Origin of the sequence: Bacteroides sp. AM16-24 (assembly GCF_003471885.1) — a bacterium.
Lineage (GTDB): Bacteria > Bacteroidota > Bacteroidia > Bacteroidales > Bacteroidaceae > Bacteroides.
On the sequence record NZ_QRKI01000013.1, the window covers coordinates 125108 to 150685 of the forward strand.

Annotated in this window: 14 protein-coding genes and 1 pseudogene; 12 read left to right on the plus strand and 3 right to left on the minus strand. The window is 42.0% G+C overall.

Annotated features, from left to right (window positions below; genetic code table 11):
• The first annotated feature begins 192 nt into the window (after positions 1-192).
• Both DW182_RS15300 and DW182_RS15305 read left to right on the plus strand, forming a co-directional pair.
• Positions 193-3300 carry a TonB-dependent receptor gene (locus tag DW182_RS15300; RefSeq protein WP_118296060.1) on the plus strand — a complete coding sequence of 1036 codons (3108 nt, stop codon included), beginning with the start codon at positions 193-195 and terminating at the stop codon, positions 3298-3300.
• A 12-nt stretch (positions 3301-3312) separates the two neighbouring features.
• Positions 3313-5106 carry a RagB/SusD family nutrient uptake outer membrane protein gene (locus DW182_RS15305; RefSeq protein WP_233564170.1) on the plus strand — a complete coding sequence of 598 codons (1794 nt, stop codon included), beginning with the start codon at positions 3313-3315 and terminating at the stop codon, positions 5104-5106.
• 125 nt (positions 5107-5231) lie between these two features.
• Here the strand turns inward: DW182_RS15305 and DW182_RS15310 are convergent, their stop codons facing one another.
• Complete coding sequence (locus tag DW182_RS15310) at positions 5232-6653, minus strand: L-fucose/L-arabinose isomerase family protein (RefSeq protein ID WP_118296061.1); 1422 nt, start codon at positions 6651-6653, stop codon at positions 5232-5234.
• A gap of 308 nt (positions 6654-6961) precedes the next feature.
• Here DW182_RS15310 and DW182_RS15315 point away from each other — a divergent pair, with 308 nt between their 5' ends.
• From DW182_RS15315 to DW182_RS15325, 3 genes are all read left to right on the plus strand, one after another.
• Positions 6962-7882 (plus strand): AraC family transcriptional regulator, encoded by a 921-nt coding sequence (locus tag DW182_RS15315; RefSeq protein WP_118296062.1) that lies wholly within the window; start codon positions 6962-6964, stop codon positions 7880-7882.
• A gap of 126 nt (positions 7883-8008) precedes the next feature.
• Positions 8009-10825 (plus strand): TonB-dependent receptor, encoded by a 2817-nt coding sequence (locus tag DW182_RS15320; protein WP_118296087.1) that lies wholly within the window; start codon positions 8009-8011, stop codon positions 10823-10825.
• Positions 10826-11135: 310 nt separating this feature from the next.
• Positions 11136-12068 carry a metallophosphoesterase gene (locus tag DW182_RS15325; RefSeq protein WP_118216321.1) on the plus strand — a complete coding sequence of 311 codons (933 nt, stop codon included), beginning with the start codon at positions 11136-11138 and terminating at the stop codon, positions 12066-12068.
• A gap of 107 nt (positions 12069-12175) precedes the next feature.
• Here DW182_RS15325 and DW182_RS15330 read toward each other — a convergent pair whose 3' ends face one another.
• On the minus strand, positions 12176-14197 hold the full coding sequence (locus DW182_RS15330; RefSeq protein WP_115502269.1) for an LruC domain-containing protein: 2022 nt from the start codon (positions 14195-14197) through the stop codon (positions 12176-12178).
• Positions 14198-14463: 266 nt separating this feature from the next.
• On the opposite strand from DW182_RS15330, the gene DW182_RS15335 reads away from it, so the two are divergent.
• Positions 14464-15753, plus strand: coding sequence for a WD40-like domain containing protein (locus DW182_RS15335; protein ID WP_118296063.1), 1290 nt, complete (start codon positions 14464-14466; stop codon positions 15751-15753).
• Positions 15754-15883: 130 nt separating this feature from the next.
• Here DW182_RS15335 and DW182_RS15340 read toward each other — a convergent pair whose 3' ends face one another.
• Complete coding sequence (locus DW182_RS15340; protein ID WP_118296064.1) at positions 15884-17686, minus strand: mechanosensitive ion channel family protein; 1803 nt, start codon at positions 17684-17686, stop codon at positions 15884-15886.
• Positions 17687-17806: 120 nt separating this feature from the next.
• On the opposite strand from DW182_RS15340, the gene DW182_RS15345 reads away from it, so the two are divergent.
• The 6 genes and pseudogenes from DW182_RS15345 (at position 17807) to DW182_RS15370 (ending at position 25305) form a co-directional block, all read left to right on the plus strand.
• Positions 17807-18769, plus strand: a complete 963-nt coding sequence (locus tag DW182_RS15345; protein WP_007660888.1) for a calcium/sodium antiporter — start codon at positions 17807-17809, stop codon at positions 18767-18769.
• A gap of 54 nt (positions 18770-18823) precedes the next feature.
• Positions 18824-19963, plus strand: a complete 1140-nt coding sequence (locus DW182_RS15350) for an N-acetyltransferase (RefSeq protein WP_118296065.1) — start codon at positions 18824-18826, stop codon at positions 19961-19963.
• A gap of 71 nt (positions 19964-20034) precedes the next feature.
• Positions 20035-21906, plus strand: coding sequence for a DNA topoisomerase IV subunit B (locus tag DW182_RS15355; protein ID WP_118296066.1), 1872 nt, complete (start codon positions 20035-20037; stop codon positions 21904-21906).
• Complete coding sequence (gene coaD / locus DW182_RS15360) at positions 21903-22355, plus strand: pantetheine-phosphate adenylyltransferase (protein ID WP_118296067.1); 453 nt, start codon at positions 21903-21905, stop codon at positions 22353-22355. The genes DW182_RS15355 and coaD overlap by 4 nt, the downstream gene beginning before the upstream one ends.
• A 32-nt stretch (positions 22356-22387) precedes the next feature.
• Positions 22388-24016: a S41 family peptidase gene (locus tag DW182_RS15365; protein WP_118296068.1), complete on the plus strand. Its 1629-nt coding sequence runs from the start codon at positions 22388-22390 to the stop codon at positions 24014-24016.
• Between the two features lie 133 nt (positions 24017-24149).
• A pseudogene (locus tag DW182_RS15370) lies at positions 24150-25305 on the plus strand (transposase).
• Positions 25306-25578 lie beyond the last annotated feature (273 nt).

Genomic DNA, 25578 nt, shown 5'->3' on the forward strand with positions numbered 1-25578 from the left:
TACATTTAATTAGTCGATATTATCCAATATAAACACTTTTTAATCCTACTACAATCAGTAATTAACACATATCTTTGCAATGTACAGTAAAACAGTATTAGCACCTATAATAACTTTAAGCTTGTACTTTTTGTCTCTTATAGATAATATTTATTTTATATAACAAATATCTAAAATCAAAAACATGTTACTATGAAACTCAAAATTCGTTTAGTGCTATTGTTCTTATGGGGAATTACATTTGCTACTCATTCCCAGAAAGTAACAATGAAATTAGAGAAAGAGAAAATAATCTCCAACTCATCAGTAAAAGAAAATAAAACTCTAACTGGTGTAATTCTTGACGAAAAAGCAGAACCAATAATAGGGGCTAGTGTAATGTTAAGAGGAACATCTACTGGTACTATTTCCGACATAGATGGACATTTTAGCATTTCTGTCCACCCAGGTGATGTATTGCAAATCTCTTATGTGGGGTATCTGGAACAGTTAATCACAATAAAGTCCCAGACGACATTACAAATTGTGATGTTAGAAGATACGAAAACATTAGATGAGATTGTTGTAATTGGCTATGGAACTGCTAAAAGAAAAGATTTCGCAGGTTCTGTTTCTTCTGTAAAATTAGAGAACTCTCCCATCGCTTTATCACCTAATACAAGTGCTATGGAATCATTAAAAGGAACAGTTACAGGTTTGGATGTCGGATATTCAAACTCTGCAGGTTGTGCTCCAGGAATTCAAGTACGTGGACAAAATTCTATCTCAGGATCTAATGACCCCTTAATAGTAGTCGATGGCGTCATTTTCATGGGGGCTCTAAATGATATTAATCCTAATGACATAGCCTCTTTTGATGTGTTGAAAGATGCTACTTCAGCAGCAGTCTATGGTTCGCGTTCTGCCAATGGGGTTATTTGTATCACTACCAAAAAAGGTAAACAAGGAAAACCTATAATTTCATTTAGCATGAATAACAGTATGCAAATGTGGGCATGCAAGCCCGATTTAATGACAGCTGAACAATGGCTGGATGCTACTATGGCCAGAAATAACTACTCAGATGCTAGTTTTATGACAGGACAACAACTAGATAATTATAATAAAGGAATTAGCACAGATTGGTTTGACTTAGTTGCTCGCACAGGATGGACACAAGATTATCAGGCGGCAGTTTCCGGTGCAAGCGATCGCATTAATTATTATTTTTCATCGGCCTATACAGATAGTAAAGGTATAATTGAAGGAGATGATTATAATCGTATTACTTTAAAAGGAAAAATTGACACCAGAATTAACGATTGGTTGAAAGTTGGCGCTGATGCATCATACACGCGTTCAGACTATTCAGGGAATAGTGCAAGCCTTTGGGCCATACAAACCATGTCTCCATATGGTGTTCCTTACCGTAATGCAGAAGGAATGTTAGAAAAATATCCAAATGGAACAAACGAATCAGTGAACCCGCTTTGGGGAGTCAATGATGGTACTCAAGACAATGCAGATATCCGTAATACTTTTCGTTTGAATGCATTTGCAGAAGTAACTATTCCATATATAAAGGGATTATCTTATCGCTTGAATTATTCAACAAATTTAGAACTTAAAAATGAGAGTAATTTTATTCATGAATCGTATTATACTTCTGTCGGACCTTATGATGATGAAGACCGATATTCAATTTCAACACAAAAAAATTATTTAGCAAGTGCCAATGGTTATGACCAAGATACGCGTACTTCAAGTTGGGTAATTGACAACATACTAACTTATTCCAATAAGTTTGGCAATCATTCCATTGATTTAACTGCAGTTGCTACACGAGATAGCAAACACTACAAATTAAAAAAAATGACGGGTAGTGATTTCGCATCAAATGGTAATACGATATTAGGTATTGATGGTTTGCCATTCGCAACAACTCAGAAATTAGCTAAAGACGCTTGGAAACAAACAAATATAGGATATTTGGTTAGAGGCTCATATAACTATCGCGATACTTATTATCTTACCGGATCATACCGAAGAGATGGTGCTTCTGTTTTCGGAATAAATTCTAAATGGGGAGATTTCGGTGCTGCAGGAGTTGCATGGCGTATAACGAATGAAAACTTCATGAAAAAGCTTACAGCTTTAAACAACTTAAAATTAAAAGTTTCTTGGGGTCGAAATGGTAATCAGGGAGTAGGCGCTTATTCAACCTTATCTCAAGTATCAGCAGGATCAGCTGGTGGTATCAAAGTTACTTTTGGAAACTCCGGCAAAGTTTTATATGGTATCAACCAAGGCACCATCGGCAATGTGAATCTTGGTTGGGAAACGACAGAAGCATGGAATATTGGTTTTGAATCGGCGTGGTTCAACAATCGACTATTCTTAGATATGGATGTTTACTTCTCAAAAACATTTGATCAGTTATTTCGTCGTACGATCCCTGTAATGACTGGTTTCAACAACATTTATTCATCTATGGGAGAAGTGCAAAACCGAGGCGTGGAAATTACATTGCGCTCTGTTAACATGCAAACCAAAGATTTTACTTGGAATAGTGCATTAACTTTCTGGCTGAATCGTGATAAATTAAACCACCTGTATGGAGAAGATCTAGATGGCGATGGTAAAGAAGACGATGACATAGGTAATAACCTCTTTATTGGGGAATCTATTCATTCTATTTATGGATACAAACAAGATGGCATTGTGCAAGAAACAGATGTGGAATATATGGAAAAAAATGGAGTTGCCCCGGGTACACCTAAATATGTTGATATAACAGGCGATGGCATTATAACGGTAGAAGACCGCCATATAATAGGAAATAAGGCTGCTAATTTCAAATTAAATTTTAGTAATACCTTAAGTTATAAGAACTTTGAGTTATATTGTATGATTGCGGGGGTATTTGGCGGAAAAGGTTATTACCAAGCATCTAATAAAGCAGCCTATATTATTGGTGGGAGCGGAGATTTCTTTGGGGTAAATAGTATATACGTCCCATACTGGACACCTGAGAATAAAAGTAATAAATACCCTGCAGCAACCTATACTGGCGATGCTTATTTTCTTGGATTGCAAAGTCGCGCTTTTATCCGTTTACAAGATATCAGCCTTTCCTATTCTTTTAATCAACCATGGATGAAGAAAGCAGGATTGAATACACTGAAGCTCTTTATCTCAGGCAAAAATCTCCTAACATTTAGCGGTTGGGATGGTGGTGACCCTGAAATCGGCAATTCAATAGTTGCCGGAACTTACCCTGTAATGAAATCACTTTCTTTTGGTGCAAACATTAGTTTCTAATCACTTAAATCAATGAAAATGAGAACTTTTAAAATAAAAAAATACATAATCATAACATTAGCAGCTGTAACATTCAATAGCTGCAACGATGCCGCTTTCCTAAGGGAAGACCCAGAAACTTTCTATACGATAGATAATATCTTTACCAGTCAAGATCAAGTCGATCAAGTTGTAGCTACTTGCTATCTTCGTATGCGTCATATGTTTTGTCCGCATAATAATTGGGGAGAATTAGATCTGTGGTCCTACCGTATGGGTAATGGTACAGACATGTTTGATGTACCAACCATCCGTTACAGTTATCGTTTTAACGACTATTCTATTCTTTCCAGCCAAAGTGGAGTATATAATGCTGTTTATTCTAACTATTATTACCTGATAACGTCTGCCAATTCTGCCATATATGCTGCAGAAAAGGATAATATTGTATGGGATTCTGAAGCTAGTAGAAAATGGGCTTTGGCTCAGGCCCGTTTCTTCCGTGCATTTGCTTATCGTAATTTAGGTGAATTGTTCGGCGGAGTACCCATTGTTACTGAAATTACGACCACTCCACGCTATAATTATGAACGCACTTCACGCATGGCTACTTATCAGTTTGCTATTGACGAGTTAGAAGACATTGTGAATGATGTACCTGAAACTGCAGAAGCTGGACGTATCGTTCGTGCTGTAATTCAACATAATCTTTGTCAACTTTATATTGATAAAGGTGTGTTATTGGAAGAAGAAGGACAAAATAGCCAGGATGCATATGAAAAGGCTATTGAATATGCCAGTGATATTATTAATAGCGGTCAATATGAGCTAATGACTGAACGTTTTGGTACGCGCAAAAACGAGAATCCTGAATTCTATTATGCTAACTCAGTCGCTGGTCAAAGTCCCGAACATTCATATTCTGCAGCAGGCTATCCTATAGAAGGAAATGTTTTTTGGGATCTTTTTCAAGAAGGTAATCTAGATTATCAGGAAAGTAATAAAGAAGCCATCTGGGTGTCACAATCTGACTATAATCTTTATAAAGAAGAAGGAGACGATTTTCGTCTTTACTATTCAGCTATTTATGGACCTGTATTCAGAGATCAAGGTGGTTCTTATTTGAATGGAAATATGGAAGACGTTGGTGGATTAGGCATGGTTCAAATATGCCCTACCTTCTATACTCGCGATAAAATTTATACAGATAAATGGGCTGATGATATGAGAAATTCGGAAGCTGTATTCCGTAGGACTTTTCTAGGTAATATTCCAGGAACCGAATTTTATGGAAAACTAGTTCCCTGGCATCTCCTTTATAAAGAAGATGCCAACGGGATAAAAAATGATGCTGCTGCAACGATGCTCTTTCCTATATCATGCAAGATAGCTACGGATAAATATACAGGAATTGCCGATGGACAGAATTATACAGCATTATTCCGTGATGATTACTTGTTACGTCTACCTGAAACAATTCTATTAAGAGCAGAAGCTTATTGGAGGATAGGCAATAATGCAGCAGCAGCAATTGATATAAATAAACTGAGAACACGTGCAAAATGTAGTTATCTGGTTTCTGCCTCTGACATAAATGTAGACCTAATTCTTGATGAACGTGCCAGAGAATTAGTCTATGAAGAATCAAGATGGAATACATTATTACGCATGGGAGGAACGATAGCTATCGATCGTATAAAGAAATATTCTTATTGGCCTTGTGCTAACACATCTTTAGAGAATAAATCATTCAATTTATGGCCAATACCTCAAAGTGTTATTGATACAAACAAAGATGTTGTATTAGAACAAAATAAAGGCTGGTAGATAAGAATATAAATATATTTACTAGATAAAAAAAGGGAAACTATTTCTAGTTTCCCTTTTTCTGTAAAAAAACTTTCAAACATTCTTTCTACCTTAAAATCTAATACCTTAGTTTATTTATAACATCAAATTTTAATTATCGGTATTCCCAGCAAAAAAGCTACTTTCTCTAATGTTGCAGCCCAATGTCCGATTCCAATAGCACAATGATGTGAAGGTCCCCCTTTACTCCACTTATCCATAAATGTACGTGCTCCACACGGAAATCGATAGCGACTATTTGTATTGCCAATTTGGAAGATTGGACCACTTACCGACTCACCTTCAGCAACTAATAAATGAACTCCGTCATTATCTTCACAAACGGAGAGTAAAGTCACAGGACCACACTTTACAGACATTTGTATTGAAAGGCCATTTCCCGGTTTTCCATGATAAACAGGTAATGGTACAAGACCAACCGTTCCCTCTGCAATTGCCCAATGAGCGGGTCCATCATGTCCCAGCATCACAATATCATCTGTAAAGTCAAGAGCATAAAACTCCGAAAAAGATCCTCCTGCACCCAGTTCAGACATAATCTTCATAGCTTGCACATTTTTAACTTCACACTCACCAGCTATTGGAACCCCTCGCCCTGTCAATAAAGTATTACCAGCAATCATCGACGTTACAATATTTTCATACTCACTATCTCTTGTTCCCTCATAATAATAAGCCATAGCATCCAACCGATGAGTAGCAATCAACTTATCAAGAGCAACAGATGTATGCGCTGCACGAAGTATTTCTCTAGTACTGCAACTCTCTGAGACTATAAAACGTTCATAGAACTCGGTAACTTTTTGATTTATTTCTTCTGATGTCACAGAATCACGCAATGACTTAAGTTCACACATTTCCAACATCTCCATATGAGTTCCAAAAACTGCAGACTGTCGGGTAATATCAGTATAAACATCAAGCATTCCTCCATAATAATGCCCTAAAATGCCCAAACGATTATTACGCATATTATAACAAACACTGGCTGCACATACCCAACCTTCAATTTCCCTCCAAGCTATGGGATCATCCAAATATCCAGTAACTAATTCAAAGCGTAAACCACTACGTTTGAGAACTGATATAATCTCTGGAGCGGAACAAGCTTGACAATGCATCAACCAATATCCGGTCATTTTCCCTCTATCACCCAAACCGTTCATATAATCATAATCAACAGTTGCTACGGGTTGAAGATTCAGAATAATAATTGGACAATGAAGTTTTTGGGCAATCGGCAACACAGTCGAAGATAGACAATAGGTAGACATATAAAGAAATACTAATTCTACACCACTACTGCTCAATTGTTCGGCAACTTCAACAGCCTTTTCTGGATTGTCAACTAGGCCGACATTAATAACATCCACCTCACATCGAGACTCTATCTCATCCCTAATTCTATCTTGATATGTAAGTAATGAATCACGCAATCCTTCAAATTGCGCCCAATACGTATCAAGTCCCGTTCCAAATAAACCAACTTTCAATTTAGTCTTCATAATAATATATTAAATTACATTTGATAATAACTATCACATTTATAGGTTTTCTACATCCTACAATAAACTATATACCTCTAACTACAATAGTGAAAATACAAATTACATATATCACAAATCGGAATTATTCTTTTAATGCAAATATAAGTACTTCATAAGCAGCTAAATATTCTAATATGATTTATAAATTATACATTCTATCCAAAATAGATTACGTACCATTTTATCATCTTATTATTTGGTTTACAATTACTTTTACTCTATTTTTGAACATCATTACTTTATTTTCTCACTAAAACTATCATATAATGCCCAAAGAAGAACATATCAAATATCTCATGACAAATGAACAAGATATCTCTTGGGGAATAGTAACAACTACTGTAGGATATCAAGATATTCCGGCCAGGACGGTTTATCCTTCACACAAACATCCAATCCGATATCTATTCTCAAGTGAAAAAGGACGTATATTAAATGAATACCAATTAGTCTACATTACAAGCGGACAAGGAATATTTACTTCTACTCATCAACCTTCTACTCATATTCAAGCTGGAGACCTTTTCTTATTGTTTCCAGGAGAATGGCATACCTATTACCCCGATTTCCAAACCGGATGGTACGAGTATTGGATTGGATTTACAGGTAATGATATAGACTTAAAAGTAAAAGCTCACTTTTTTACCTGCAACTCCCCCATAATAAAAGCTGGACTTGATAGTGAACTGGTAAAACTGTTCCAGTTAGCTGTTTATACAGCTAAACAACAACGACCTGGATTTCAACAAATATTAGCAGGAATAATCAGCTTGTTATTAGGATTCTCATATTCTAAACTCCGCATCGATACTCTTGGAGGAACCAAGTTCTTGAAACAAATAGATAAAGCAAAAGTACTCATGTACGAACATGTTGAGAATAGTCTATCCGGCGAGCAAATAGCAGAGAATATAGGAATGAGCTATTCTTCTTTCCGGCGTTTTTTCAAACAATACACTGGCTTTACACCTACACAGTATATTTTGGAACTTAAAATAAACAGGAGCAAGGAACTATTGACGAACACTGAATATAGTTGTCAAGAAATAGCCTTTGAATTAGGATTTAACACTCCTTCGCATTTTAATATGGTATTCCTGAAAAAGACAGGAATAACTCCACATCAGTATAGAGTTAAAACTCAAGGGCGAACAATTCATCAAACTTTATACAATAAAGAGAAATAGCGACTTCATCTTTTTCCTGTAACCGGAATGTATCATATTTGTTACCGATTCTTAAATTTGCCGCAAAACGTATGAAACGCCACGTCTCTACTTTTGCGGCAAATTAATCAACGAATGACAACAGGTATGAAACACATTGTTAAAGTATTCACGCTCTTATTCTTATTTGCAACAGTCGGCAGCACGGCAAAAGCCGACGAGAAAGTAAACGTAGTGAAACAGGGCACCGTACGCGGCCGCATCATTGATGCCACAAAACAAACCCTTCCGGGTGCCTCCATCTACATCGAGAAACTGCACGCCGGAGTGACAAGCGACGTCAACGGCTTCTACACTTTCCCAAACCTCGAACCGGGGACGTATACCGTAAAAGTAAGTTATGTGGGCTACTCACCCGTAGAACTGAAAATAACCATTCCCGAAGGACGCACTTTAGAGAAAGACGTAGTGATGAACGAAGGAGTGGAACTACAGGAAGTTGTGGTAGGCGGCGCCTTTCAGGGACAACGCCGCGCCATCAATTCGCAGAAGAACAGCCTCGGCATCAAGAATGTAGTGTCCGCCGACCAGGTAGGCAAGTTCCCCGACTCCAACATAGGTGATGCACTGAAACGCATCTCGGGTATCAACGTACAGTACGACCAGGGTGAAGCCCGCTTCGGACAAGTACGCGGCACCTCTGCCGACATGAGTTCCGTCACTATCAACGGCAACCGCGTTCCTTCTGCCGAAGGTGATACGCGCAACGTGCAACTGGACCTCATCCCGGCAGATATGATACAGACCATCGAAGTGAACAAAGTAGTCACCCCAGATATGGATGCCGACGCCATCGGTGGTTCCATCAATCTGATTACGAAGAACTCTCCTTATAAACGCTTCATCAGTGCCACCGCCGGAACAGGCTACAACTGGATTAGTGACAAAGCACAACTGAACCTGGGTTTCACCTATGGCGACCGCTTCTTCAACGACAAACTGGGACTCATTCTTTCCGCTTCCTATCAGAACTCCCCCTCCGGCTCGGATGACATCGAATTTGCATGGGACAAGGACGTAGAAACCGGAGAACTCTGCATCACCGACTATCAGGTGCGCCAATACTACGTCACCCGCGAACGCCAAAGCTACTCCGCCGCACTGGACTGGGACATCAACGAGAACCACAAACTAACTTTCAAAGGCATCTTCAACAACCGCAACGACTGGGAAAACCGTTACCGCCTCAACGTGAAAGGTATCAACCTGGAAGAAGACGACAATGGCAACGAATATTGCTCCATCAACAACAAAGGCGCCGTGCGCGTGCAGACCAAAGGCAGCACGCCCGACAACCGCAACGCCCGTCTGGAACGTCAGCGCACGATGGACTTCACCCTCGGCGGTGAGCACCTCTTTGGTAAACTGGACACGAAGTGGAGCGTCAACTACGCCAAAGCCAGCGAAGAACGTCCCAATGAACGCTACATCGACTATCAACTGAAGAAACAGAAGTTCACTATGGATTTGAACGATGAGCGCAAGCCGTTGCTCACCCCACAGGAAGGTTCGGCTATGTATCTGAACGACGATTTCAGTCTGAAAGAAGTGACGGAGCAACAGGAAGATATTCAAGAGAAGGACTTCAAGTTCAAACTCGATTTCAGCTTGCCGCTCACAAAAGGAAAGTACGGCAATCATCTGCGCTTCGGAACCAAGGTGGTGCATAAGACTAAAGATAAAGAGATTGATTTCTACGAATATACTCCGCTGGATGAAGACGGTTTTGACAAAGCCAGTCTGGCGGCTGCCGTAAACCAGAACCGGGACGAATACATGCCGGGCAAGCAATATAAAGCCGGTAGCTTCATAAGCAAGGAGTATCTGGGAGAACTTGACTTGAACAATGCGAGTCTGTTTGAGAAGAACCAGGTGCAAGAAGAGCTTGCCACCAACTTCAACGCCAAAGAAACCGTTGCGGCAGGTTATCTGCGTTTCGACCAGAAGCTGGGTGAGAAGTGGGACTTGATGCTGGGTCTGCGTCTGGAGAATACACATGTGAAATATTCGGGTAGCCAGTATGATGCGGACGAAGACAAGACCACCCGCACAGCCTACGAGTCGGACAGTTATCTGAATGTGCTTCCTTCCGTTCTTGTGAAGTATGACGTAAACGATGATTTCAAGGTGCGCGCCTCGTTCACCAATACAATTGCCCGGCCTAAGTATGCCGCCTTGGCACCGAACATTACGATTAAGCGCAGCGACAACTCCATCTCTTTGGGTAATCCGGGCCTGAAACCTACTATTTCTTATAACTTCGACCTGAGCGGTGAGTATTACTTCAAGAGCATCGGTCTTGTCAGTGCCGGCGTCTTCTACAAGAAAATCAATGATTTCATCGTAGACCAGACTATGCGCAACTACAATTACAACGGAACCACGTATACCAAGTTCAGCCAGCCGCGCAACTCAGGCAACGCCGACCTGCTGGGTGTGGAGGTAGCCTATCAGCGCGATTTCAGTTTCATAGCCCCGGCCTTGAAGTGCATCGGTTTCTACGGAACATACACTTACTCTTACTCCCGCGTGGATAACTTCAACTTCGAGGGACGCGAGAATGAAAGCGGTCTGCGTCTGCCGGGTTCTCCGGAGCACACGGCCAATGCTTCGCTCTTCTTTGAGAAATCCGGTGTGAGCCTCCGCCTTTCTTATAACTATGCATCGGCATTTATCGACGAGATGGGAGCGGAGAAGTTCTACGACCGCTATTACGACGCAGTGAATTATATGGATGCCAACGCCAGCTATACTTTCGGAAAAAAACTGAAAACAACATTCTATGCCGAAGCTACCAATTTGCTGAACCAGCCTTTGCGCTACTATCAGGGAACGAAGGAGCGGACGATGCAGAGCGAACATTACGGAGTGAAAGTAAATGCAGGTGTGAAAATTAACTTCTAATAAAGTAACTGCACAATATATTGCAGAGATTTGTCAGAATTTATCAATAACAATACAACTTTTTGTAACATTCTGATTATCAATATCATTAAACCATGCCCTATTCAGTATACGACTGAACCCTATTAAGTATACGACTGAATGGCATTCAGTATACGAGTGAATTAGGTTCAATATACGACTATTATAGGAGGACACATCATTTGTAAACAATATACACCACTACTCTGCTTTTTCAGTTCATAACCGCAACAGAAAGGAAACAAATTAATTCCGCCAACAAATTAATAACAATCAAATCAATATAATAATGAAAAAAGTATTCTTTCTCCTTTTAGTTGCCCTCCTCAGCAACTGGGCAACCGCACAGATAACGGATTATTCCATCTTCGACAAGAAATTCAACTTCTACGTCGCCAACGACCTCGGCCGCAACGGTTATTACGACCAGAAGCCCATAGCCGAACTGATGGGAACCATGGCCGAAGAAGTCGGTCCCGAATTCGTAGTCGCCACCGGAGACATCCACCATTTTGAAGGCGTGCGCAGCGTGAACGACCCTCTGTGGATGACCAACTACGAACTTATCTACTCCCACCCGGAACTGATGATAGACTGGTTTCCCGTACTTGGCAACCACGAATACCGCGGCAACACGCAAGCAGTAATGGACTACACCAACATCAGCCGCCGCTGGACCATGCCCGCCCGCTACTATACAAAAGCATTTGAGGACAAAGGAATCACTATCCGTATCGTCTGGATAGACACAGCCCCCATGATGGACAAATACCGCAATGACTCCGCCACCTATCCCGACGCTTGCAAACAAGACTTGCAAAAACAACTCGCCTGGATTGATTCAGTGCTGGCCAATGCCAAAGAAGACTGGATTATCGTAGCCGGACACCACCCCATCTACGCTGAAACTCCGAAGGACGACAGCGAACGCCTGGATATGCAGAAGCGACTCGATCCGATACTCCGTAAGCACAAAGTAGACATGTATATCTGCGGGCACATTCATAACTTCCAGCATATCCGCAAGGCGGGAAGCAATATCGATTACGTTGTCAACTCAGCCGGTTCGCTTGCCCGCAAGGTGAAACCGACAGAAGGAACCGTATTCTGCAGTCCTGAACCGGGTTTTTCCATAATATCTGCGGACAAAAAAACGCTAACACTACGAATGATCGATAAAAAAGGGAACATACTGCATACCGTAACACGCAACTCACAGTAAGCTTTTCACAAAAATAAGAGGGTGTTTACTCCTTGCTCATTAACCAGGCAATTGAGTAAACACCCTCTTATTTATCTTTTCCTTTTTACTTCTCCAATGAGAAAATATCAATTGGCAGACTTCTGATAATTCTTATACCAATCTGTATATTCTTTACCATCCGATTCTACCCATTTCTCGAAATCGGGATATTCTTTATCTATCGTCACAGTCTCCGTTACAGAAGTGAAAGTGCCGGGTATTGAAATGGCAAACGGGTGTTTTCCATCCTTATTTACATAGTAAGCATCTGCCTCTTTACCTATCTGATCAGAATTTGCCAAGTTAGTAGCTTTAGACTTTGGCAAATGCACTTCAGTACGATTGTCTTTTCCAGCCCCCTCATAGTTCACAATGATATAAGGATTCAATATTGAGTTTCCAACTTTTAAGGCATCCTTCTTCATGGCGCCAGCAGCAAATGTACGGGTAATCACGAACTTCTGATTTCTCACATCCATAGCATTGGGGAAGAGAATAATAGAATTAGTTTGCGTTTCATCCACAGCACCGGATGGCAGAACCATTTCGCCGCGTTGATCTGTGGCATACTGTACGGCAAACGCATTCCTGTTCGTGGCAGCACCCACCTTTTGTACCGGTTCGTAGGTTTCTTTCACCTCACTCACGTAATTATCTTTATTGAAGGTAATGGAACGATGGTATTCTATGATAACATCATTCAGGTCATAGTCACCTCCCGAAGGCCAGATATCCTCATAGGCAAAAGACATATAATTGTTCTCTGTTTCAGAAACTTCCGGTTCATCTGGATCTATGACAGGACGGTCAGGGTCTTGGATGGCTTCATTAGGATTCGCATCAATACAGAAGAGGAGATCTTCGTAACTGCTGTCTCCACCATCTTCTACGCCATAGACCACAGTACCCCCTTCGGCTGAAAGAGAGATAAAGCGGGCTTTCTGACCTTGATAGTTCTTATTCCACTCTTCATTAGAATAAACGAAACTCTTATCTGTATCAATGAAACCGTCATGGCCTTTACTACCACATTTAAAACCGTCAGCAATAATAAAGTAGCCGATGGTATACCCTGCCGGAAATTTGGTGGAAAGATTACCCTGATCGTCCTGAAAGAGAAGTTGCACCTTCCGGTTCGTTTCCAAAGGAGCATTTCTACTACCATAATTAGTAGCTCCTCCCGGCACTTTATCGTACCAATTCAAATAAGGTACATTACCTTTAATTGAAGCATTCGGGAAGATAACGATTTTCTTCACTTGATCAGGAGCCGCAGGACATTCACCGGTCTTATAATAATAATACCCCACTACATTCTGATACCAACAGGATTCTGTTAAAAAAGTAAAGAACAATTCAGCATCTGCCACTGTTACGATTTGACCTTGTTCATTTTGATAGGCCTTTGCAATAGTAGTATTAACGTGCTCAGTATCTCTCACATAATTTGAATTATTCAATTTATCTGGTTTACTGCTTTTACCTTTCCACAAGGCCTTTTGTACGTTATTGATAAACTTACTACTAATAACCTTATTATACTCAATCAGACCATTGATATCCCCAGGTTTTCCGTAACTATCACTAATCTCCACCAAGGAATACACTTTCTGTGCATTATTGACTGTAACTAACTTCAAATTTGACTTCGCCCGTGTAGCAGCTACCGCCCGCGAAGCAGCGTCCGTCTCGTTCACCGTCACCTTTCCATTCTCCACACTAGCTTCCACACACATGGGAACACCCCAGGTAGGTGAGAAAACATACACCACTTTAGCAGCCGTAGGCAATTCCACATCGCCAACGAAACGTCCTTTTGTATCCGCAAATATCTTATAAACTGGTTCACCCTGGATGACGAACGAGCCTGTTTCATTATAAGAGATTGGATATTCTGTAAAGATTTCTATTAAAGCATTACTCCCAATCTCTCCATAGTTGACCTCGAACGCCACATTAGTAGTTGTGGTAAAATCAAAGTATTCACTTTCCGGCTTTAATACGGTCGGATCCTTACCAGGATCATAAACATCTTTATCCATGCACCCTGTCAGTGCGAGCATAGCGAAACACGCACCCATTCCAAGTAATTGATTAACTCTCATCATTTGGTTTATGTTTGTAAAAAAATAGCAGGTTCTCGTTTTGTCTTACAAAGATACAAAATACAATAAATGTATCCAAATAATCAAGGATAAAGTTGCATTTGTTATGCAAGATATTTATTTTTAGGAAAAGAGATAGTGGAAAGAAGTCAATTTCGAGAATTATTTTCTTTCTATAGATTTAAGTTAAGTGGAAGTATAATATCAGACAAAAAAGAAAGAATCTCAGTAGAAAACGCTACATTTGTCGCATTAAAAATAGAAACGCTATGAAGAACTTATCTCTCTTTCTGCTACTTTGTCTGCTGTTTGCTGCATGTGCCAAAGATGAAAACAAAGAACCGATCCTGGTAACCGATATCGTAATGCCCACACAGACCAGCTTCAACCCCGGTGACAAGGTCACGATTAAAGCACAAGGTTTTCAATCCGATGACGACATAATGTTCGAAATCTATTGGCCGCTTCCCGACCAACCCGCAATGAACTATCAGGGATATGCCCTCGGAGTATCACCCGTCATGGTAGAGCAGACTTCCACAAGCATCACTTTCCTGGCACCCGGACACTACCCTGCCTCAACCACCAAGGTACGCCTGCGCCGTTCCGGCGATATCATGACGCTTGGTGAGATTGCTGTTACCAACGGTGAAGCACCCAAAGAGTTCCAGCTCTATGGCATTGTCAATTCCCATTCCAGCACGGGTTATAATAATTGCATCGAGCACGTAAACCTCACAAATGGCACTCCCACAAACATCGTGGGACTGACAGAAGACCAGAAAGATTTCTCCTGCGTAGCAAATGTTCCTGAGACTCAGAACCTCTGCGGAATACAGACGAAAGATGGAGTGCGCAGTGTATTCAGCTACGACCTCTCCATGCGTTTCTGGCAAGATATGGGGCTCAAAAATATATTGACTCTCTGCAACGGCCAAAGCTCCATAATAGCCGTAAGGCAAATATCTGACAATGAAATGATGCTGGCATCTATCGGATCATGGCCCTATACCCGTGACATAAACCAAACTCTGAATTACCACTACGAACTGCCTGCCAACATAAAGCCTGAAGCTCTGACACGCTATCCCGGCGTACAGAGTGACAGTTATCTGCTGCTCTCGGCTGATAATGGAAACAACAGTTTCACACCCGTAGCACTGAGCTTGGACCCAAGTAGTAGGAAGGTATATACCGGCGAACCGATACAGGCCACCGCACTCATTCCCTTCTGGACAATAATCTCAGGAAAAGACACCGGAACTACCAAATACGTACGCACCGGCGGATATGCCGTAGTAAGAGCCGATGATGGCCGGACAGATCTGTGTCTTTGGAATCAAGCTACGATGAGCTTGGAAGAGCCTTTCGCCACATTCCCCAATTCGGCACGTTCAGTAACCATGCTCGCTAAAGATACGGAGACACTGAAACTTTACGTTCTATTCGATACAAATCGGGGAGGAAGGCTGATCTATGCTTACGATTTGGTGAGCAAAAGTTGGCAAGCCGTTCCCGGCATCGGCTATCCTTATTCGGAAATTGTGATGGCACGGTAAAAGACATGTTACCCCCGCACTGTAACTCCATTTACGCGCCGAGGTAAAGAGCTTTACAATAGGCGGTAAAGGTCGTTACATACTGAAGGAAATGCTTTTACATCGCGAGGGAAATAACTTGTAAATGCCATCATTTCTTTTCCCGGAGGTCATCCTTAGGTATAGTCGTCTCACTACCATCTCGCGTAGCAATATAGTGGGGCGACATTATTTCTATGCCTTCTTCATTAAACCGATCCTGAATATTCTGGTGCAAATCAGAATAAACCTGTGCCAACTGATTGGCATCTTTAATATATGCATTCACCTGATAGACGGGATAATAATCCTGAAGAGATGTTTCCAGTACAAACGGACGCGGGTCATCCACTACTCCGGGAGTATTCAGCGCCGCTTCAATCAGAAGCTGATGGGTCTTTCGCCATGGAATATCGTATCCGATGCTCACTTCCGAATGAATTATCAGCCCGTAGTCGCGTGCCGACTGGCTGAAATTCACCGTATGCGAAGACATAATAAAAGAGTTAGGAATCGTAACTACCTCATTCTTCGGCGTACGGATACGCGTTACCAACGGTGTCTTCTCAATCACATTTCCCGTTGTATCATTCAGCTTAATACGGTCACCCAACTTAAACGGACGCATATACGTGATAACCAGTCCTGCAATGATATTCCCGATCACCGTACTCGATCCCAGCGAAACAATCAATCCGACAAAGACTGATATTCCCTGAAAGACCCCCGATTTGGAGCCAGGCAGGTAGGGATAAATCATAGCAATCATAAATGCATAAAGCAGGAAGCGCACAATGTGGAACGTCGGCATAGCCCAGTCGGCATAAAAGCCGCCTATCTTCAGCCGTTCCGACTGTATTTCACTGGCAAGATAACGAACCAGTCGCACCAGATACTTCACGGCAAGCCATATCACAAAGATGGTAAACAAGTTGGGAATATACTCCACTATACCCAGGAAAATGCTCTTTATCGGCTCCCAGATATACGAGAACAACTTATAAGCAAGATCTTTGGTTTGAGGGAATATAGCAAAGAGTAATGGCACCGTCAAAATCAACTGAAGCAGCATGACGGCATAACGCAGCAGACTTGCCAGGAAGACAAGCAGGTTTACCTGCTTCTGTGTGTCCAGTAACTCGTAATCCTGAATAGAAATAGGCTTTAGTTTAGTATCTTTCAGACGTTGAATACGGGCTTTCAGCTTATTGAACAGCCAGATAGTGAGTTTAAACAACAGGAACTGGCCTACAATTACAAGAATAAAATAAAGAATACGCTTACCAAGCTGCCACAGACTATGCTCATCCTTCATAACCTTCAACTTGTCCACTATCGCTTTCCGTTTGGCAGCCGCCAACTGGTCGCGTGAACAGCCTTCCCAAAGGCCATCTTGATCCGTGAAAGAAGAAAGAACTTTATTGCCATACATCAGATCGGTAACAATATCACTGCTTTCTATATAAACCGAATCCGGCTGAAGATTGAATCGTTTGCCCAGTTCCGTAATTGCCGCCGCATTCATCTCGGCACGCTGCTGGGGAGTGTGACCGCCACGTTTGGCAAACAGGTAATATAATGTATCGCCTTCCACAATTACAGGAATACCCGGAGTCATTCTTCTGAGCGAATCGATACGTAACCGCTGTTTGGCCAGCTTCAGAGAGTCCGCTGCATCATACTTCAGCTTCATCTGCTCTATCTCCATCCTGAGATTAGCCTCATTCAATCTTGATGTCTCCAGATCCTCTTTAATCTTCAACAGATGTAATGAATCAGTATCCGACTTTTGAGCAACCATTGTTCCCAATGTATCTTCATTCAAGATGTCCAAAACCTTCTCTACCAACTGGGCGGATGCACCACTCGCGAACAGCAGTAACAGCCCAAAACACAACGCCCGAATTCCCTTCATATTAAAAGTCCTTAATCAGGTTACTTAAAATTATAAATTGTTTAACGCGCCAAACATACGGAATGTTTTTCACTTATCATAAAAGGAATTAATTATATTTGCACAAAAATCAGTATTCTTATGGATATTCTTTTCCTGATTGGGGGACTTCTCCTCATACTCTTAGGTGCCAATGGACTAACAGACGGAGCCGCATCCATTGCCAAGCGTTTTCATATACCGTCTATCGTTATCGGACTTACCATCGTAGCTTTCGGAACATCTGCTCCGGAACTGACGGTCAGCGTATCTTCCGCCCTGAAAGGCAGCGCGGACATTGCCATCGGAAATGTGGTAGGTAGCAACATCTTCAATACCTTGATGATTGTGGGTTGTACAGCACTCTTTGCCCCTATCGTCATCTCTCAAAATACGTTACGTAAGGAAATACCTCTCTGCATCCTTTCTTCCATCGTACTGCTGATTTGTGCCAACGATGTATTATTGGATCATAGTGCAGAAAATATTCTCAGCACTACGGATGGCTTGCTATTGCTCTGCTTCTTTATCATCTTTTTGGGATATACCTTTGCAATCGCCTTTCAGGGAAAGAAAGAAGGAGAAGCACCCGAAGAAGAAATCAAGCAACTTCCCATGTGGCAGTCTACCCTATATATGATAGGTGGACTGGCAGGGCTTATCATCGGCGGTAACTTCTTTGTAGACGGTGCCACAGGCATTGCCCGCAGTCTGGGAGTCAGCGAGTCCGTCATCGGGCTGACGCTTGTGGCAGGCGGTACATCCCTACCCGAACTGGCTACCTCCATCGTAGCTGCCCTCAAAAAGAATTCTGAAATTGCTATCGGTAATGTAATCGGAAGCAATCTTTTCAACATCTTCTTTGTACTGGGATGTAGTGCTTCCATTACACCCCTACATCTGGCAGGCATCACTAATCTGGATCTGCTGGTACTGGTAGGTTCAAGTATTCTGCTTTGGATTTTCGGACTGTTCTTCGCCAAACGGACCATTACCCGCATTGAGGGCAGCATACTGATACTTTGTTATATAGCTTATACTGTTGTACTTATTTATAATGTTTAAAGTGGTATTTTAAAGATTATCATGTATCTTTGCCCTCTCATTAGACATAAAATTATGGCAATAACAATCAAAAAAGCTTCCACAATGAAAGAATTGAAACGGTTCATCCGCTTCAATTACCGGCTATACAAAGGCAATCCTTACTCCGTCCCCGATCTTTACGACGACATGCTCAATACCTTCAACAAAAAGAAGAATGCAGCGTTTGAATTCTGCGAAGCAGAGTATTTCTTAGCTTACAAAGACAATCAGATAGTAGGACGTGTAGCTGCCATTATCAATCATAAAGCCAATCAGACCTGGAATAAAAAGAATGTCCGCTTCGGCTGGATCGATTTCATCGATGACCCCGAAGTTTCCGACGCATTGATCCGTACGGTCGAAGAATGGGGTAAAGAACGGGGAATGACTCATATACAAGGTCCCTTGGGTTTCACAGACTTCGATGCGGAAGGCATGCTTGTCGAAGGTTTCGATCAACTCAGCACAATGGCCACCATCTATAACTACCCTTACTACCCGCAACACATGGAGCGCATGGGCTTTGAAAAAGATGCCGACTGGGTGGAATTTAAAATTTATATTCCGGATGCCATACCGGACAAACACAAACGCATCTCCGACCTCATTCAACGTAAGTATAATCTCAAAATCAAAAAATATACATCTGCGAAAAAGATTGCCCAAGATTACGGTCAGGCCATCTTTGAACTGATGAACGAAGCTTATAAACCCCTGTTCGGATATTCCGCCCTGTCACAACGACAGATCGACCAATACGTGAAGATGTACCTTCCTATTGTAGACCTGCGTATGGTGACACTTATCACGGATGCCGACGACCAACTGATTTGCGTAGGTATTTCCATGCCATCCTTGTCCGAAGCTTTGCAAAAAGCACACGGACGGTTATTGCCCTTCGGATGGTATTATCTGCTGAAGGCTCTCTTCATGAAACGCCGTGCCAAAATGTTGGATTTATTGCTCGTTGCAGTGAAGCCGGAGTACCAGAACAAGGGTGTTAACGCATTGTTATTTTCCGATTTAATTCCGGTTTATCAAAAATTAGGTTTTATATTTGCAGAGAGTAACCCTGAGCTGGAGATGAACGGCAAGGTACAAGCCCAATGGGAGTACTTTAAAACAGAACAGCATAAACGGCGCAGGGCGTTCGTGAAAGAAATTAATAATTAAGAATGAAGAATTTGGCTGCGCTGTGATGCCGCATGGTAATTCTTCATTCCTCATTCCTCATTAAATAACTTATGGAAGAAATCAACGGACTGATGCCCGAAGGCAATGTAGAATATACGGAAGACAACATTCGTCATCTTGACGATATGGAGCACATCCGTGTCCGTTCGGGTATGTATATCGGTCGTTTGGGCGACGGTACGCAAAACGACGACGGTATTTATGTATTGCTAAAAGAGGTAATGGACAACAGCATCGATGAATTCAAAATGGGTGCGGGTAAACGGATCGAGATAAACATTGAGGAGAATCTGCGTGTCAGCGTACGCGACTACGGTCGGGGTATTCCGCAAGGAAAGCTGATCGAAGCAGTAAGCAAACTCAATACCGGTGGTAAGTACGACAGCAAGGCTTTTAAAAAGAGCGTCGGACTGAACGGTGTAGGTATCAAGGCCGTAAATGCACTTAGCAACCGTTTTGAGGTACGCAGTTATCGTGAAGGCAAAGTCCGTATCGCCATTTTCGAAAAAGGTATTCTTCAGAGCGATGTCACAGAAAACAGCGATGAAGAGAGCGGAACTTATATCTTCTTCGAACCAGATGATACCTTATTCCTAAACTATTCTTTCCAAGCTAACTTTGTGGAAATGTTATTGCGCAATTATACGTACCTGAATACAGGCCTTTCCATTATTTACAACGGTCAGCGCATCATTTCACGCCACGGTCTGGAAGATTTGCTGAACGACAACATGACCGCACAGGGGTTATACAACATCATCCACCTAAAAGGGGAAGACATTGAAATAGCCTTCACCCATACCAACCAATACGGAGAAGAATATTATTCCTTCGTCAACGGGCAGCATACGACGCAAGGCGGTACACACCAAAGTGCACTCAAAGAGCATATTGCCCGCACCATCAAGGAATTTTATAACAAAAACCAAGAGTACGCTGATATCCGTAATGGTATCGTTGCCGCCATTGCCATTAACGTGGAAGAACCCCAGTTTGAGGGACAGACAAAAACCAAACTCGGTTCGCCTTCCATGTCTCCGGGCGGTGTGAGCGTAAATAAATATGTAGGAGACTTCATCAAGACGGAAGTGGATAATTTTCTCCACAAAAATCCGTTGGTTGCGGAAGTCATGCTGCAAAAGATACAAGACTCTGAAAAGGAACGCAAAGCGATTGCTGGTGTTACCAAGCTGGCTCGTGAACGTGCCAAGAAGGCCAACCTGCACAACCGTAAGTTGCGCGACTGCCGCTATCACCTCAACGACGGCAAGGGGAAAGATCAGGAGACCGAATCCTGCATTTTCATTACTGAGGGTGACTCAGCAAGTGGTTCTATCACGAAAAGCCGTGACGTAAACACACAAGCAGTATTTAGTTTGCGTGGTAAGCCGTTGAACTCTTACGGGCTGACTAAAAAGGTGGTATATGAAAACGAAGAGTTCAACCTGCTGCAGGCTGCCTTGAATATAGAAGACGGTATCGAGGGATTACGTTACAACAAGGTGATCGCTGCTACCGATGCCGATGTGGATGGCATGCACATCCGCCTGCTACTTATAACCTTCTTCCTGCAATTCTTCCCTGATCTGATAAAGAAAGGGCATGTATACATCCTGCAGACTCCGTTGTTCCGTGTACGTAATAAGAAGAAAACCCTTTACTGTTATACGGAAGAAGAACGTCAAAAAGCAATTGTAGAACTGGGACCTAATCCTGAAATCACCCGATTCAAAGGGCTGGGAGAAATCTCACCCGATGAGTTCAGGCACTTTATCGGCAAAGATATGCGTCTGGAGCAAGTAAGCCTGCGAAAAACTGACTTGGTAAAGGAATTGTTGGAGTTTTATATGGGTAAAAATACCATGGAACGACAAAACTTTATTATTAATAATCTGGTTATAGAAGAAGATTTGGCATCATGAGAAGAGCAATCTTTCCGGGAACATTCGACCCTTTCACTATCGGGCATTCTTCGATAGTGACCCGCGCACTGACTTTTATGGATGAAGTCATCATTGGGATTGGTATTAATGAAAATAAGAACACCTATTTCCCTATCGAGAAACGCGTGGCAATGATACAGAACTTCTACCGGAACGAGTCCCGCATCAAAGTATACTCTTATGATTGCCTGACGATTGATTTTGCACAACAGGTAGATGCACAGTTTATTATCCGCGGCATCCGCACCGTGAAAGATTTTGAATACGAAGAAACCATTGCAGATATCAACCGCAAACTGGCAGGTATTGAAACAATCCTGCTCTTTACCGAGCCTGAACTGACGTGCATCAGTTCGACGACCGTCCGTGAGTTGTTACAATTCGGCAAGGACATCAGCCAGTTTATCCCCGAAGGAATGGAAATTTAGTGATTAATGATTAGTGATTAGTAAAAAGAATAATGAAGAAGCTCCTTATCTTTATAATATGTATATGTGGCGGCATGGCTTCCATGCAGGCACAAAATACGGGTAATGCGGCAGCAATCCGCAAGTTACAAATGGCAGAATTTGCTATAGCCAACCTGTATGTAGACTCGGTAGACGAAAACAAACTGGTGGAAGAAGCTATTATCCGTATGTTGGCACAGCTTGACCCGCACTCCACATACAACAATGCCGAGGAAGTGAAGAAAATGAACGAGCCTCTGCAAGGTAATTTCGAAGGTATTGGTGTTCAGTTTCAGATGATAGAAGATACTTTACTGATCATACAGCCCGTGAGCAACGGACCGTCCGAAAAAGTAGGTATACTGGCAGGAGACCGTATTGTAGCTGTAAATGACAGTGCCATTGCAGGTGTTAAAATGTCCACAGAAGACATCATGACGCGCTTACGCGGCCCCAAAGATTCGGAAGTTAAACTGACCATCGTCCGCCGCGGAGTAGATGATCCTCTATATTTCACTGTAAAACGGGATAAAATTCCTATTCTCAGTCTGGATGCTTCATACATGATACAACCCAAGATAGGCTATATCCGCATCAACCGTTTCGGCGCCACTACCGCCGAGGAGTTTACGGCAGCTCTTAAAGAATTACAGAAACAGGGAATGAAAGACTTAATACTCGACCTGCAAGGTAATGGAGGCGGATACCTGAACGCAGCCATCGATCTTGCCAATGAGTTCTTGCAACAGAAAGAATTGATTGTATATACCGAAGGAAGAGCCGCCCAGCGTAGTAATTTCTACGCCAAAGGCACGGGTAACTTCAAAAACGGGCGTCTCGTTGTATTGGTGGATGAATACTCTGCCTCTGCCAGTGAAATCGTTACCGGTGCCATACAGGACTGGGACAGAGGAGTTGTTGTAGGCCGTCGTACATTCGGTAAAGGCTTGGTACAGCGCCCCATCGACCTGCCCGACGGTTCCATGATACGCCTGACTATCGCCCGTTACTATACCCCTTCCGGACGTTGCATTCAAAAGCCGTATGACCATACAGCTAATCTGGACAGTCCCAGACTTCAAGGCAAGGATACCCAGGAGAAATACAATATGGATCTGATAGAGCGCTTCAACCGTGGAGAGATGATGCATGCTGACAGCATCCATTTCCCCGATTCATTGAAGAATTCTACAAAGAAACTGAAACGTACTGTTTATGGTGGCGGTGGTATCATGCCCGACTATTTCGTACCCATCGACACCACTCAATACACCGATTATCACCGGAATTTGGTTGCCAAGGGCGTTGTTATCAAAGCAACCACGAAATACATCGAAAGCCACCGGAAAGAATTACAGGAACAGTACAAGAAGTTCGACACCTTCAACAATAAGTTTGAGATAGACGAGCAGATGCTTGCAGACATACGCGCTGCTGCCGATAAAGAGAAGATCGAGTTCAATGAAGAACAATACAATAAATCGCTTCCGCTGATAAAAACACAGTTGAAGGCCCTGATTGCCCGTGACCTCTGGGATATGAACGAATACTTCCAGGTGATAAACACCACGAACAACAGTGTGCAACAGGCACTAAAAGTACTGAACGAAAAGATTTACGAGAAGAAACTACCGCTTTAATTAGGGATATTCCTAAAATAATAAAAATTAAGGCAACTAATTCATTGCGAGTTAGTTGCCTTTTTTGTATCTTTAAGCATTCTCCCAAAAACGGTTTGACGGCCAAAACGGGGGTAATCTAAACTAAAAACACATGGTAAAGATACAAAAAATCTCAGAAATCGAACCTCGTTTAGGTTTTACCGAGTTCGATATGCTAAAAAAATATCGTCAAAGTTTTCCAACGAGTGAATTAGGTCGCCTCCATGCCCTGTTTCCTTTCTCGGAACTGGCCCGAGAAATGCATTTGAAGTCCTCTGCTTTGGGGCGTAAAAGTTATTTTTCTCCTGAGGGTAAAATAGCCTTGATGGTCCTGAAGTCCTATACTAACTTTTCAGATTCACAACTGATTGAACCTTTAAACGGTAATATTCATTACCAGTTATTTTGTGGTGTTCAGATTGATCCGCTTCATCCACTGACCAATCCTAAAATCGTCAGTGCAATTCGTCAGGAACTAGCGGATCGCCTTGATATTGAGTCCCTCCAGGCTATTCTGGCTGACTATTGGAAACCTTATCTTGAGAACCTTCATGCCTGTATGACGGATGCCACCTGTTATGAAAGTCATCTGCGTTTCCCTACTGATGTCAAACTCTTATGGGAAGGTATTGTATGGCTTCATCGTTACACTATCCTCTGATTACCAAAGACGTTTCTCGGTCATACAGACGGTCCTTGAGCAAGGGAAGAATTTATTTGCAGGCCAAAAAGTGTCCAACCGTATCGTGAGTATCGACCGGCATTACCTTCGCCCCATAATCAGAGGCAAGGAAACCAAATCCGTTGAATTCGGAGCCAAAGTCAACAATATACAGATAGATGGAATCTCGTTTATAGAACATATCTCCTTTAAGGCTTTTAACGAAGGAGTACGTTTGAAAGACTGTATTCATCTGCAACAACAACTGACCAAGGTTAGGGTTAAGGCGCTTGCAGCGGATTCAATCTATGCTAATAATGCCAACCGGAAATTTTGTACTAAATATCATATAAGTACTTCCTTTAAGCGTAAGGGCAGAGCTGCCAAAGATGAGCCACTTCGGAGGATCTTACGGTCGGAACTCAACCGTGAAAGAGCTACCCGCCTGGAAGGAAGCTTTAGAACGCAGAAACAACATTACTCACTGGCCAGAATAAAAGCTAGAAACAAGAAAACAGAAATGCTTTGGATTTTCTTTGAAATACATACGGCCAATGCGGTATGCATGATAGAAAAGGTCGAAAAGAAAAAAAGAACGGCTGCATAATCAGACTAAAATAACAAGAGGAAAACAGGAGAGGTCTTTAACTTCCCCTAAAAAGACATACACATAATGTACCGTTGGGAAGAAAAAATAAGAATATGTAAATAATATTCTATTAAAAAGATAGAAGACTTGAGACTTTACAGAAAAAAATAAGAGAAAAGCTCACGTAAAGTAAAACTGTTCTCTTAATTTATTAGAAAGAGGGACATTTACTGAATATCCCTAATTACCGAATAACCACTTATTCAACCAGCGGTTCACATAGATATTTAC